Source organism: Janibacter sp. CFPM2_SD2, assembly GCF_057364645.1.
This window is the reverse complement of record NZ_JBNFOF010000080.1, coordinates 1-12,310: the sequence shown is the minus strand read 5'-3', so window position 1 is coordinate 12,310 and position 12,310 is coordinate 1. Positions and strand designations below refer to the sequence as shown.

General features: G+C 71.9%; 15 protein-coding genes. 9 read left to right on the top strand and 6 right to left on the bottom strand.

All coding sequences use genetic code 11. The features are described from left to right. Positions 1–110: 110 nt before the first annotated feature. Complete coding sequence (locus AC2W7J_RS09315) at positions 111–857, top strand: 3-dehydroquinate synthase family protein (protein WP_485982185.1); 747 nt, start codon at positions 111–113, stop codon at positions 855–857. An 88-nt stretch (positions 858–945) separates the two neighbouring features. Here AC2W7J_RS09315 and AC2W7J_RS09310 read toward each other — a convergent pair whose 3' ends face one another. The 3 genes from AC2W7J_RS09310 to AC2W7J_RS09300 are packed head-to-tail and all read right to left on the bottom strand — an operon-like array spanning position 946 to position 2,839. Further along, positions 946–1,581 (bottom strand): response regulator, encoded by a 636-nt coding sequence (locus AC2W7J_RS09310; protein ID WP_421008450.1) that lies wholly within the window; start codon positions 1,579–1,581, stop codon positions 946–948. Positions 1,582–1,631: 50 nt separating this feature from the next. Then, on the bottom strand, positions 1,632–1,799 hold the full coding sequence (locus AC2W7J_RS09305; RefSeq protein WP_485982184.1) for a hypothetical protein: 168 nt from the start codon (positions 1,797–1,799) through the stop codon (positions 1,632–1,634). Positions 1,800–1,801: 2 nt separating this feature from the next. Then, positions 1,802–2,839 carry a sensor histidine kinase gene (locus tag AC2W7J_RS09300; protein ID WP_485982183.1) on the bottom strand — a complete coding sequence of 346 codons (1,038 nt, stop codon included), beginning with the start codon at positions 2,837–2,839 and terminating at the stop codon, positions 1,802–1,804. 143 nt (positions 2,840–2,982) lie between these two features. On the opposite strand from AC2W7J_RS09300, the gene AC2W7J_RS09295 reads away from it, so the two are divergent. The 4 genes from AC2W7J_RS09295 (at position 2,983) to AC2W7J_RS09280 (ending at position 5,984) form a co-directional block, all read left to right on the top strand. Then, positions 2,983–3,876: an ABC transporter ATP-binding protein gene (locus AC2W7J_RS09295; RefSeq protein WP_255183595.1), complete on the top strand. Its 894-nt coding sequence runs from the start codon at positions 2,983–2,985 to the stop codon at positions 3,874–3,876. A 136-nt stretch (positions 3,877–4,012) separates the two neighbouring features. Beyond that, the gene (locus AC2W7J_RS09290) at positions 4,013–4,288 is read left to right on the top strand and encodes a hypothetical protein (protein WP_485982182.1); all 276 of its coding nucleotides are present in this window, start codon (positions 4,013–4,015) and stop codon (positions 4,286–4,288) included. Continuing rightward, a complete protein-coding gene (locus AC2W7J_RS09285) occupies positions 4,198–4,686 on the top strand; it encodes a hypothetical protein (RefSeq protein WP_485982181.1) in 489 nt (162 codons plus the stop codon). Before AC2W7J_RS09290 ends, AC2W7J_RS09285 begins: the two co-directional genes overlap by 91 nt. Positions 4,687–4,922: 236 nt before the next feature. Further along, positions 4,923–5,984, top strand: coding sequence for an SGNH/GDSL hydrolase family protein (locus AC2W7J_RS09280; protein ID WP_485982180.1), 1,062 nt, complete (start codon positions 4,923–4,925; stop codon positions 5,982–5,984). A gap of 30 nt (positions 5,985–6,014) precedes the next feature. Here the strand turns inward: AC2W7J_RS09280 and AC2W7J_RS09275 are convergent, their stop codons facing one another. Next, positions 6,015–7,559: a glutamate synthase-related protein gene (locus tag AC2W7J_RS09275; RefSeq protein ID WP_485982179.1), complete on the bottom strand. Its 1,545-nt coding sequence runs from the start codon at positions 7,557–7,559 to the stop codon at positions 6,015–6,017. 177 nt (positions 7,560–7,736) lie between these two features. Here AC2W7J_RS09275 and efp point away from each other — a divergent pair, with 177 nt between their 5' ends. The 4 genes from efp to AC2W7J_RS09255 all read left to right on the top strand — a co-directional run bounded on the left by efp (position 7,737) and on the right by AC2W7J_RS09255 (position 10,508). Further along, positions 7,737–8,297 (top strand): elongation factor P, encoded by a 561-nt coding sequence (gene efp, locus AC2W7J_RS09270; RefSeq protein ID WP_255183591.1) that lies wholly within the window; start codon positions 7,737–7,739, stop codon positions 8,295–8,297. Further along, positions 8,298–8,711, top strand: coding sequence for a transcription antitermination factor NusB (gene nusB, locus AC2W7J_RS09265; RefSeq protein WP_485982178.1), 414 nt, complete (start codon positions 8,298–8,300; stop codon positions 8,709–8,711). Positions 8,712–8,720: 9 nt separating this feature from the next. Further along, positions 8,721–9,908: an AI-2E family transporter gene (locus AC2W7J_RS09260; RefSeq protein WP_485982177.1), complete on the top strand. Its 1,188-nt coding sequence runs from the start codon at positions 8,721–8,723 to the stop codon at positions 9,906–9,908. A gap of 267 nt (positions 9,909–10,175) precedes the next feature. Next, on the top strand, positions 10,176–10,508 hold the full coding sequence (locus tag AC2W7J_RS09255) for an NUDIX hydrolase (protein WP_485982176.1): 333 nt from the start codon (positions 10,176–10,178) through the stop codon (positions 10,506–10,508). A gap of 57 nt (positions 10,509–10,565) precedes the next feature. On the opposite strand, the gene AC2W7J_RS09250 is transcribed toward AC2W7J_RS09255, so the two are convergent. Further along, positions 10,566–11,414: a MetQ/NlpA family ABC transporter substrate-binding protein gene (locus AC2W7J_RS09250; RefSeq protein ID WP_485982175.1), complete on the bottom strand. Its 849-nt coding sequence runs from the start codon at positions 11,412–11,414 to the stop codon at positions 10,566–10,568. An 86-nt stretch (positions 11,415–11,500) separates the two neighbouring features. Next, positions 11,501–12,202: a methionine ABC transporter permease gene (locus AC2W7J_RS09245; RefSeq protein WP_255183586.1), complete on the bottom strand. Its 702-nt coding sequence runs from the start codon at positions 12,200–12,202 to the stop codon at positions 11,501–11,503. Positions 12,203–12,310 lie beyond the last annotated feature (108 nt).

Sequence of the window (12,310 nt, the reverse complement as noted above, 5' to 3'; positions counted from 1 at the left end):
GGCCAAGACCGTCGAGGTCGCCGCCGGGCTGTGGGCGGTCATGGGGCAGGCCGGGTTCACCCGCACCGCGCGGTCGTCGCCGTCGGCGGTGGCCAGCGTCACCGACCTGGGTGGCTGGGCCGCGGCTGCGTGGCTGCGCGGGGGTGGCCGTCGTCCACGTGCCGACGACCGTGCTCGGCATGGTCGACGCGGCCGTCGGCGGCAAGACGGGCATCAACACCGCCGAGGGCAAGAACCTCGTCGGCGCCTTCCACACGCCCGCGGCGGTGCTCTGCGACCTCGACCACCTCGCGACCCTGCCGCCGGCCGACCTGTCGGCCGGGTTGGCCGAGGTCGTCAAGGGCGGCTTCATCGCCGACCCGCGCATCCTCGAGATCGTCGAGGAGGAGGAGTCGGCCGTGCAGGAGCCCGGCACCGCACAGCTGCGTGAGGTCATCGAGCGCAAGATCGCCATCAAGGCCGAGGTCGTCGCCGCCGACCTGCGCGAGTCCAACCTGCGCGAGATCCTCAACTACGGGCACACCCTCGGCCACGCCATCGAGCACCACGAGGGCTACCGCATGCGGCACGGCGAGGCCGTCGCGATCGGCATGGTCTACGCCGCCGAGCTCGCCCACCGCACCGGTCGGATCGACGCCGCCCTGCTCGAGCGGCACCGCTACGTCCTCGGTCTGCTGGGTCTGCCGACGACCTACTCGGCGGCGACCTTCGACGAGCTGCTCGCCGCCCTGCGCCGCGACAAGAAGACCCGTGGTGCGACGCTGCGCTTCGTCGTCCTCGACGGTCTGGCGCAGCCGTCCCGGTTCGAGGGCCCGGACGAGAGCCTGCTGCGCGAGGCCTACGCCGCCCTGGCCTGACCCCCTTCGCCCGCCTGCAACCCTGCAAACCTAGGGTTTTGCAGAGTTCAGGGCGGCAACCCTGCACAACCCTAGGGTTGTGCAGAGTTCAGCCGGCGTCGAGGTCGGCCTCGTGGACGGTGATCGCGACCTGCACGCGGTTGTCCGCGCCGAGCTTGTCGAGGATGCGGCCGACGTGCGCCTTGACCGTCGCGACGCTCAGGTAGAGGCGCGCGGAGATCTCGGCATTGGACAGACCGGCGCCGACGGCCCGGGCGACCTCGAGCTCGCGCTCGGTGAGGGACGTCAGGCGGGTCCGGGCCTCGTCGCGGGCGGCGTGCTGCGCAGCGCCGCCGGAGGCCGAGCGCACCGACTGCAGCACCGAGGCGGTGACGCCTGGGGAGAGGATCGACTGGCCCGCGGCGACGAGCCGCACGGCCTCGACGAGACGGTCGGGCGGGGTGTCCTTGAGCAGGAAGCCGTCGGCCCCGTGCTGCAGCGCCCGCATGACGTCGTCGTCGGCGTCGAAGGTCGTCAGGACGATGACCTTGCTCGGCGACCCGCTGCGGACGAGCTCGTCGGTTGCGGAGAGACCGTCGAGGCGCGGCATGCGGATGTCCATGAGGACGACGTCGGGGGAGTGCTCGGCGATGACCGAGAGCCCCTGGCGTCCGTCCTCGGCCTGGCCGACGACGGTGATCTCCGGCGCGCCCCCGAGGATCATCGACAGCGCGGTGCGGACCATGGCGTCGTCGTCGACGAGGACGACGGAGATCGGGGCCCGGCTCGAGTCGTTCACACCGGCCACGGTAGCCACACCGCCAGCCGGTGCCGTCCGTCGGGTGCCCAGCCGTGCTCGATGCGCCCGCCGGCGAGCTCGACGCGCTCGGACAGCCCGAGCAGGCCGGTGCCGGAGCCGGGCACGGCCGCGCCGGTCGCCTGCACGGAGCGCGGGTTCGTCACCGTCACCTCCAGCCCGTCGCCCGGCCGTCCGGCGAGGCGCACGTCGACGCCCGGCCCCGGGGGCGGTGCTTGCGGGCATTGGTCAGGCCCTCCTGCACCACCCGGTAGGCGGCGCGGCTGGCGGTCTCCGGCACCGCCGCGATGTCGACGCCGCCTTCGTCGAGCGTGACGCGGCTGCCGGCTGCTCGCGCCTCGTCGAGGAGCTCCGGCAGGTGCACGAGCGAGCTCTGCGGACGAAGGGGCGCCCCGTCCTCGGCGCGCAGCACCCCGAGCACCTCGCGCAGGTCGGTGAGTGCGGCGCGCGCATTGGCGTCGATGGCCGCGACGGCCGCCCGCCGCTCGTCCTCGGGCAGGTCCTCGCGGTAGGCGAGCACGCCGGAGTGCATCGTGACGAGCGAGATGCGGTGGGCGAGGACGTCGTGCATCTCGCGGGCGATGCGGCCGCGCTCGGCGGTCTGGGCCTGGGCGACCCGAGCCCGCTGCTCGGACTCGGCCGTCCGGGCCCGGTCGACCCACGAGCGCACGAGGGCCCGGCGCGAGCCGATCGAGACACCGACGGCGACGAGGACGGCGAGCACGAGCAGGCTGAAGAGCGTCTCCGCCCACAGCGGCAGGGGGTCGGGGTCCGGGTAGACGATCCGGGAGGCGAAGGTCCCGGTGACGACGGCGAGCAGGGTGACCGGGACGAGCTCGCGCCAGCGCTGCCGGGTGGCGAGCGAGACCATCGCCACCGCCTGGGCACCGGCCGCGACGACGGACACGCCGCTGAGCAGGGTCGTGACGGCCGCCGTCGTCACCGGCAGGCGGCGACGCAGCAGGAGCAGGGCCGCGGCGACCAGACCGAGCGCGGGGTCGACGAGCACCAGCCAGAAGGTGCGTAGGCCCTCCGGCAGGTCCGCGTCGGGATCGGGATAGGTGATCGCGAAGGTCAGGATCCACAGGGTGAGGCCGATCAGCAGGGCGAGGCCGAGGCGCCAGGTCGTGCCCCACCAGGTCAGGCGGTCGGGGTGGCGCTCGTCGGGCGCGGGTCGGCTCGTCACGGCCCCACCGTAGGCGGTGCCCGACCGCCCGGCATCGGCCGGGAGTCGCTGCTGCAGGGGGTCACCCCCCTTCGGAAGTCGTAGTCACCCTCGAGACCACCGGGCGATGTGGGGACGGGTCGCCCACCGGCAGCGTGGAGCCCATGATCACCGCCACCCACCTCACCAAGCGCTACGGCGACGTCGCCGCCGTCTCCGACGTGACCTTCACCGCCCGACCCGGCCGCGTCACGGGGTTCCTCGGGCCCAACGGCGCCGGCAAGTCGACCGTCATGCGGATGCTCACGGGCCTCACGCCACCGACCTCCGGCGAGACGAGCGTCCTCGGGCACCGCTACCGCGACCTGCCCAACCCCGGCCGACACGTCGGCGTCATGCTCGACGCCTCCGCCCAGCACCCGGGCCGCACCGGCCGGGAGGTGCTCGGCCTCGCGGCACGCACGACCGGTGTCGGGTCGGCCGCCGTCGGCACCGCGCTGTCCAGGGTCGGGCTCACCGATGCCGAGGCGGGCCGCCGCGTGCGCGGCTACTCGCTGGGCATGCGGCAGCGCCTCGGCCTGGCGACCGCCCTCCTCGGCGACCCGCAGGTGCTCGTCCTCGACGAGCCGGCCAACGGCCTGGACCCGCAGGGCATCCACTGGATGCGCGGGCTGCTGCGCGACTTCGCCGACGCGGGCGGGACCGTCCTGCTCTCCTCGCACCTGCTCCACGAGGTGCAGGTCATCGCCGACGACCTCGTCATCATCGGTCGCGGTCGGATCGTCGCCGAGGGCACGACCGAGGAGCTGCTGCAGCGGCAGGGGACCCGGGTGGCCTCGCTCGACGACGACGAGCTGACCATCGCCCTGCGGGCCGCCGGCATCGAGGTGACGCAGACCCCGACCGGTCTGCTCGCTGCCGCCGAGGCGGCGACCGTCGGCCGGGTCGCGCTCGACGCGCGCATCGTGCTCACCGACCTGGCTGCCGGCTCCGCCGGCGGCCTCGAGGACCTCTTCCTCAGCCTGACCGCCGACCACTCCCGAGGAGATGCCGCATGACCACCCGCACCGACACCGCCTCCGCTGATCCGGCCACCGACGCGGCGCGGCCGCGGACATCCCCGCCACGCCGCCGCTGGACACCAGCGGCGACCACATCCCCTTCGCCCGGCTCGTCGACGTCGAGCTGCGCAAGATGGTCGACACCCGCGCCGGCCTGTGGATGCTCGTCGTCATGGCGGCGATCAGCGTCCTCGTCTCGGCGGTCCTCGTCATCTGGGGGAGCCCCGCCGACCAGACCTTCGCCACCTATCTCGGCATGATCTTCATCCCGCTCACGGTGCTGCTGCCCGTCCTGGGCATCATGTCCGCCACCCAGGAGTGGAGCCACCGCACCGGTCTGGCGACCTTCACCCTCGTACCGCGACGCGGCGGGTCCTCACCGCCAAGGCCGTCGCCGCACTCGCCCTGACGCTCGGTCTGCTCGTCGTCGCCGCCGCCGCGTCCGCCGTCGCGACGGCGATCTCGGGCGGGACCTTCTCGCTCACCGGGCTCTCGCTCGTCGGGGTCGTGCTCACCGCCCTGCTCCTCACGCTGCAGGGGGTGGCCTTCGGCGCGGCCCTGCTCAACACCCCCCTGGCCATCGTGGCCATCCTCGTGCTGCCGACGGTGTGGATGGTCCTCACCTCGTCGATCAGCTGGATGAGCGATGCTGCCCGCTGGCTCGACCTGACGATCGTCACCGAGCCCCTCACCGAGGGCACGATGACCGCGGAGGCGTGGGGCCAGCTCGCCACGAGCAGCGCCGTGTGGGTGCTCCTGCCCCTGGCCATCGGCACCCGCCGCGTGCTCACCCGCGAGATCTCCTGAGCGGCGTGTCACCCCTCCCGTGGTGCTGGGCCGCGGGAGGGGCGCGTTACCGTCGTGGTCATGTCACGTGTGCGTCCCGCAGCCCTCGCCCTCACCGCTGCCCTCACCCTGACCGCCTGCGCGGGCGCGTCGGGTGGTTCCTCGAGCTCGAACGCCTCCGACGGCTCGTCGTCGAGCAGCGCCAGCCCGTCGTCGAGCCCGAAGGGCTACACCCCGGCGCCGAGGAGAAGGCCGCGATGGTCATCAAGGGCGACGACTTCCCTTCGCTCGACACCAAGGCGAAGCTGCCGCGTGATGTCACGTCCGCCCAGCTCAAGACCTGGGTCGACGAGGGCAAGCTGCCCGTCGGGCGCACCCACGGGGCCTACTTCGAGACGATGATCAACAGCATCACCCAGGCGAAGGAGGCGCCCGACGTCGTCTTCTTCGGCGACTCGATGACCCAGCAGGGCGTCGACCCGCAGGTGCTCGGCAAGGAGCTGACCAAGGCGAAGGGGAGTGACGTCACCGTCTTCAACGCCGCCAGCAGCCGCGCCCGCTGGGGGATCAACAAGATGGTCGCCGAGTACCTCGTCAAGGAGGACAAGGTCCCCGACGTGGCGGTCCTGATGCTCTCCACCCGGGCGGCCGAGGACGACGGCTTCTACGAGAGCGAGGTCCAGAAGACCGGATTCTCCGCGATGGCCCAGGGCTGCGACCGGCCGACCACCAAGGAGTGGGGCGCCGCCGAGGTCAAGGACTGCGAGCGCTACCACTCCGACCTGCGCTACCGCTTCCGCGATGCCGGCGGGCAGGTGGAGCGGGCCCAGGAGGGGGAGATGCCGCAGACGAGCCTGGCCATCGGGTCCAAGGGCTTCCTGCGCTCCGACGGCTTCATGATCCACCCGGGCATGACCCTCGCCGAGGTGCGCGAGACGAGCGCCAAGCGGGTGGCCCGCGGCAACCCCGGCCTGCCGCACGTCGACGAGCAGGCGACGAAGGACTTCGACGCCACCGTCGAGCTGCTGCGCGAGCACGGCGCGACGGTCGTCTCCTCGACGATCCCCTACTCGCCGGCCCACCAGGACAACCTCGAGAAGCGCTGGCGGGGCTACGACACCCGCCGTCAGAAGGCTGCGAAGGAGATCACGGCGACGGCCGACGTGCCGCTCTTCGCGATCAACCGCTTCGGCTCCTGGTACGGCGACGGCAGCGGCCGTGACGCGATCCACCTGGCGCCCGAGGGCGCTGCCGACTTCTCGCGGCAGATGGCGAAGACCCCCGGCTTCGCCGACACGGTCACCGAGGCGGTGGACTGAGCCGCGGCACCCTGACGCGCGGGCCCTCGCTCAGGAGCGGCCGCGCGGGGCCGAGGCGGACATGATCTCGGTGATCGCCGCCTCGTCCTCGTCGCTGAGGCGACCCCAGCCGGGCTCGTACTCGTAGACCTCGCCGAGCGGGGTGGCCTTGCGGTTGCCCAGGAGCAGCTCGACGTCGTCGACGGTGAGCAGGCCCGGGTGCCAGACGCCGCAGGCCTCCGAGACCTTGAGCAGGTCGCGGCGCAGGGTGCGGATGTAGTTGTCAACCCGGTGCGCCTTGAGCGTCGGGTCGAGGCCGCGCGAGAGCCAGGGGTTCTGCGTCGCGACGCCGGTGGGGCAGTGGTCGGTGTGGCACTTCTGCGCCTGGATGCAGCCGATGGCGAGCATCGCCTCACGCGCGACGTGGACCATGTCGACGCCGAGGGCGAAGGCGACGAGGGCATTTTCGGGCAGGCCGAGCTTGCCGGACCCGACCCACGTGACGCGGTCGGCGAGGCCGGCCCGGGCGAAGACGCCGTAGACGCGGGTGAAGGCGAGCCGGAAGGGCAGGGCGACCGCATCGCTGAAGACGAGGGGAGCCGCGCCGGTCCCCCCTTCGCCTCCGTCGATGACGATGAAGTCCACGCCCCGCGTGCCGTCGGCCATCGCCTCGGCCAGCTCCTCCCAGAAGGTGAGGTCACCGACCGCGGACTTGATGCCCACGGGCAGGCCGGTCTCGTCGGCGACCCGCTCGACGAAGTCGAGCAAGGAGTCGACGTCGTCGAACTCGGTGTGCCGGGACGGGCTGGCGCAGTCCTTGTCCTGCGGGATCCCGCGGGTCTGCGCGATCTCGGCGGAGATCTTCGCCGCGGGGAGCATGCCACCCAGGCCCGGCTTCGCACCCTGGCTCAGCTTGATCTCGATGGCGCGCACGGGCGCCGAGGCCGCGACCTGCTTGAGCCGCTCCATGTCGAAGCGGCCCTCCTCGTCGCGGCAGCCGAAGTAGGCCGTGCCGATCTGGAAGATGATGTCGCCGCCCTGGCGGTGGTACTCCGACAGCGAGCCCTCGCCCGTGCAGTGCAGGGCGCCGGCGAGGCGGGCGCCCTCGTTGAGCGCGGTGATCGCATTGCCCGACAGCGAGCCGAAGCTCATGCCGGAGATGTTGACGCACGACTGCGGGCGGAAGGCGTGCCGTCGCCCGCGCGGACCGCCGAGCACCTTGGCCGACGGCAGCACGACGCCCTCGGCGCTGTGCGGGCTCGACGGCGCCGCCACGGAGGAGAAGGTGCGGTGCTTGAGGACCGGGTAGCCCTCGAGCTGCTCGACGTCGTTGTCCGTGCCGAAGCCGACGTAGTTGTTCTCCATCTTCGACGAGGCGTAGACCCACGAACGCTGGTCGCGGCTGAAGGGCCGCTCCTGGTCGTTGCTCGTCACGATGTACTGCCGCAGCTCCGGACCGATCTTCTCGAGCAGGTAGCGGGCGTTGGCGACGACCGGGAAGTTGCGCTTGAGCGAGTGCTGCTTCTGCAGCAGGTCGCGGGCAGCGAGCCCGGCGGTGGCGGCGAGGACGGTGGCGACGGCGGCCTTCGACTTCATGCCCGCCATCCTGCACCTTCCTCCTCGGGTCTGCGTGGATGCCGCCGCCGCACGCCGGGCCGGGTGCGCGCGTGGGTGGATCCTCCCTTCGCCGGTTAAGATGCTGGGCGGCCCGCGCGCGCCCTCCGGCGCAGCGGCGGGAGACCACCTGACGACAACGCGAAGGCGAGCACATCCGTGGCAACGACGAATGACCTCAAGAACGGCATGGTCCTCAACATCGACGGCCAGCTCTGGAGCGTCGTGGAGTTCCAGCACGTCAAGCCCGGCAAGGGCCCGGCCTTTGTCCGGACCAAGCTGAAGAACGTCACGAGCGGCAAGACCGTCGACAAGACCTTCAACGCCGGCACCAAGGTCGAGACGTCGAACGTCGACAAGCGGACGATGCAGTACCTCTACAACGACGGCACCGACTTCGTCTTCATGGACCCCGACACCTACGACCAGATCCCGGTCACGCCCGAGGTCGTCGGCGACGCCGCGAAGTACATGCTCGAGAACCAGGAGGCGGTCATCGCCCGCCACGACGGCAACGTGCTCTACGTCGAGCTGCCGGCCTCGGTCGTCCTCGAGATCACCTACACCGAGCCGGGCCTGCAGGGCGACCGCTCGACCGGCGGCACCAAGCCCGCGACCCTCGAGACCGGCGCCGAGATCTCCGTGCCGCTCTTCCTCGAGCAGGGGACCAAGGTCAAGGTCGACACCCGCGACGGTTCCTACCTCGGTCGAGTGAGCTGAGTGGGAGCCCGGACCAAGGCTCGTCGTCGCGCGGTCGACCTGCTCTTCGAGGCGGAGTCCCGAGGGGTCAACGCCGGTGACCTCGCGCGCGAGCGCGCGCAGACGCCGGTGACCCCGGCCCCGCTCAACGAGTACACCGTCGCCGCCGTGCAGGGCGTCGTCGCCCACTGGGGCGACATCGACGACGCGCTGACGACCTACAGCCAGGGCTGGAGCCTCGAGCGGATGCCCGACGTCGACCGCGCGATCCTGCGTCTGGGCGCCTGGGAGATCCTCTTCAACGACGAGGTCCCCGACGGCGTCGCCGTCAGCGAGGCCGTGACCCTGGCCACCGAGCTGAGCACGGACGAGTCCCCGAAGTTCGTCAACGGCCTGCTGGCCCGCATCGTCGAGGTCAAGCCCACCCTCGTCTGAGGAGAGACATTGAGCACAGCGCACGACCCGGCGCAGGAGCCGGGGACCACCGTCGACCGAGGCACCGTCATCGGTGAGGGCTTCACGTGGCTGGCGCGCTGGTCGTGGCGCCTGCTGCTCGTCTCCGCCGGCGCCGCCGTCCTCTGGTGGGTCCTCGCCAAGCTGTGGGTCGGGGTCTTCCCCGTCCTGCTCGCCCTCATCGTCGCGACCGTGCTGTGGCCACCGACGCGGTGGCTGCGGTCCAAGGGGCTGCCCGCAGCGCTCGCCGCGGTGATCGTGATCCTCGGTGCGCTCATCATCTTCTTCGGCGTGCTGGGTGCGATCACCCCCTCGCTCATCAACCAGTCCGGCGACCTGGCCGACTCGGCCTCCAAGGGTCTGTCGGAGCTGCAGCAGCGGGCCGCCAAGCCGCCCTTCAACCTCGACAACCAGACGATCGACGACGCGGTCCACACGGCCCGGACCTGGCTGCAGGACCGGGGCGGCCAGATCGCCACCGGTGCCCTCGCCGGCGCCTCGGCGGTCGGCTCCGGTGCCGTGACCCTCGTGCTCGTCCTCGTGCTCGTCTTCTTCTTCCTCAAGGACGGGCCGGCGTTCCTCCCCTTCGTCCGTCGCGTCAGCGGACCGCGGGCCGGCGCCCACCTCACCGAGGTGGCCACGCGGTCGTGGGCCACCCTCGGGGGCTTCATCCGCACCCAGGCGATCGTCTCCGCCGTCGACGCCGTGCTCATCGGCGTCGGTCTCGTCGTGCTCGGCGTGCCGCTCGCCTTCGCGCTGGCCGTGCTCACCTTCTTCGGTGGCTTCATCCCGATAGTCGGTGCCTTCGCCGTCGGCTTCCTCTCCGTCCTCGTCGCCCTCGTCGCCGAGGGGCCGACGACCGCCCTGCTCGTGCTCGCGCTGATCATCGCGGTGCAGCAGATCGAGGGCAATGTCCTCCAGCCCTTCCTCCAGGGCCGGTCCATGGAGCTGCACGCCGGGGTCATCCTGCTCGCCGTGACGATCGGTGGCACGGTCTTCGGCATCGTCGGGGCCTTCCTCGCGGTGCCGGTGGCCGCCGTGGGGGCGGTGATCCTGCGCTACCTCAGCGAGCAGGTGGCCTTGCGGGCAGGTGAGATCACCGCCGACGAGGCGGAATCGGAGACCGAGGAGGGCGCCGAGGTCGCCGAGGTCGAGCGAGACGCCGCGGTCACCGAGTGAGCGTCCTCCCGCGGCCCGCCGTCAGCGTCATCCCGCTGCGGGACGGTGCGCGTGGCCCGGAGGTCTTCGTCCAGCACCGTCAGCCGACGATGGACTTCGCGGCGGGCGCCGTCGTCTTCCCCGGCGGCCGCTGCGACCCCGGCGACGTGGCGAAGGGGGCCGACCTCGCCCTGTCGTCCGCGACCGTGGCCGACCACGTCCACCGGTGGCGGCACGTGCCGTCGACGGGGACCGCGCCGCCGATGCCCGCACCCTGTCGCGACGGGCGTGCGCGAGCTCGCGGAGGAGACCGGGCTGGTCACCCTGCCGGAGTCGCTCCTGCCCTGGGACCGCTGGGTGACGCCCGACGGGCCACCCAAGCGCTTCGACGTCTCCTTCTTCGTCCTGCCGGTCCCGGCCTCCGCGCCCGGCCAGCCCGTGCACCTGACGACCGAGGCGGTGGACTCGGAGTGGGACGCGGTCGAGGCGCTGCTCGCGGCCGGCGCGGCCGGCCGTCTGCGGCTGATGACGCCGACCCGGGTCATCCTCCAGGAGCTGCTCGACCTGGGCAGCGTGGAGGCGGTGACACGACTGCGGCCGGTCATCGACGGGTGTCCGTGACGACGGCCGGGGTCGCGCCCGCGGGTCACCGACGTGGTGCCCGGGGGCTGAGCGGGATCAGAAGGCGGGCAGGACCTCGCCCTGGGGCCAGGTCTCCTCGATGTAGGCCTTGACCTCGGGGGAGTGGAGCAGCTCGTCGAGCTTCTTCAGGCCGGCGTTGTCCTCGTTGGCCTTCTGCACGGCGAGGAAGTTGGCGTAGGGGTTGTCCTTGGCCTCCTCGACGGCGAGGGCCTCGTCGAGCGACAGGTCCGCCTCGATGGCGTAGTTGCCGTTGATGATCGCGGCGTCGAGGTCCTGCAGCGAGCGGGCGAGCTGCGCGGCGTCGGTCTCCTTGAACTCCAGGTCCTTGGGGTTGTCCTCGACGTCGAGGATCGTCGCGTTGGTCGCGTCCTTGCCCTTCTTGAGGGTGATGACGTCGTTGTCCGCGAGCAGCTGCAGCGCCCGGCCCTGGTTGGACGGGTCGTTGTTGATGCCGACCTGCCCGCCCTCGGGCAGGTCCTTGATGTCCTTGACCGAGTCGGAGTAGAGGGCGAAGGGCTCGATGTGGATGCCGTCGTAGTGCGCGAAGTCGTAGCCGCGGTCCTCGACCTGCTCCTCGTAGTAGGGCAGGTGCTGGAAGTAGTTGGCGTCGAGCGTGCCCTCGGAGAGCTGGACGTTGGGCTGCACGTAGTCGTCGAAGGTCTTGATGTCGAGGTCGAGCTTCGCCTCGGGGGCCAGCTCCTTGTCGACGTACTCGAGGATCTTCGCGTGCGGCGTGGGGGAGGCGCCGACGGTGATCTTGGTGATGCCGTCGCCGTTCTCGGTGGGGCCCTCGGCGTCGCCCTTCATCAGGCCGCACCCGGACAGGGCCAGGGCGGAGACGGACAGGACCGCGGCGGCGCGGGTGGCGGTGCGGACGGGGGACATGCGGGTTCCTTTCAGCGGGTGGCCGGTGGGCCGGTGGTGCGTGGGTGTGGCGAAGGGGAGGGACGTCGCGTGGCGCAGGTGGCGGCTCACCGGCGGTCGAGCCGCCGTGCGACGAGGTCACCGACGAGCTGGACGACCGTGACGATGGCGACGAGCAGCACGACGCAGACGACCATGACGTCGGTCTCGAAGCGGTTGTAGCCGTAGGACATCGCGACCGCGCCCAGGCCGCCGCCGCCGACGGCGCCGGCCATGGCGGTGTAGCCGATGAGGGCGATGATCGTCGTCGTCAGCCCGGCGACGAGGCCGGAGCGGGCCTCGGGCAGCAGCACCTTGCGGGTGATCTCGCGGCGGGTGGCGCCCATCATCGTCACCGCCTCGACCTTGCCGCTCGGCACCTCGCGCAGCGAGGTCTCGACGAGTCGGGCGTAGAAGGGGATCGCGCCGACGGTGAGCGGCACGACCGCTGCCTGCCAGCCGATCGAGGTCCCGACGACGAGCCGGGTGAAGGGGATGATCGCGATCATCAGGATGAGGAAGGGCAGCGAGCGGCCGATGTTGACGACCGCGCCGAGCACCCGGTGGAGCAGGGGATGGGGCGCGATGCCGCCCGGCGAGGAGTTGTGCAGGAGCACGCCGACGGGGATGCCGATGATCGCCGTGATGATGCTCGCGAGGGCCGTCATGGCGAGGGTCTCGAGGACGGCGGTCGGGACGATCTCCCGGATGACGGGGTTGTCGAGCCACCCCTCGGCGGCGGCGGTGCCCAGACTGGCGAGGGCGCTCATGCGGCCACCTCCGGGGAGAGGTGGGCGGCCTCGAGGACGCGCACGGCCTCGGCGGTGCGGGCGGGTCGACCTCGAGCTGGAGTGCGGCCGACCCGGCGGCCGGCGATG

Bases quoted from the DNA above. Each gene is read 5' to 3' on its own strand.
- AC2W7J_RS09310 (WP_421008450.1), bottom strand. From the start codon at position 1,581: ATGGTCCGCACCGCGCTGTCGATGATCCTCGGGGGCGCGCCGGAGATC.
- AC2W7J_RS09295 (WP_255183595.1), top strand. From the start codon at position 2,983: ATGATCACCGCCACCCACCTCACCAAGCGCTACGGCGACGTCGCCGCC.
- AC2W7J_RS09290 (WP_485982182.1), top strand. From the start codon at position 4,013: ATGGTCGACACCCGCGCCGGCCTGTGGATGCTCGTCGTCATGGCGGCG.
- AC2W7J_RS09280 (WP_485982180.1), top strand. From the start codon at position 4,923: ATGGTCATCAAGGGCGACGACTTCCCTTCGCTCGACACCAAGGCGAAG.
- AC2W7J_RS09275 (WP_485982179.1), bottom strand. From the start codon at position 7,559: ATGAAGTCGAAGGCCGCCGTCGCCACCGTCCTCGCCGCCACCGCCGGG.
- AC2W7J_RS09250 (WP_485982175.1), bottom strand. From the start codon at position 11,414: ATGTCCCCCGTCCGCACCGCCACCCGCGCCGCCGCGGTCCTGTCCGTC.
- AC2W7J_RS09245 (WP_255183586.1), bottom strand. From the start codon at position 12,202: ATGAGCGCCCTCGCCAGTCTGGGCACCGCCGCCGCCGAGGGGTGGCTC.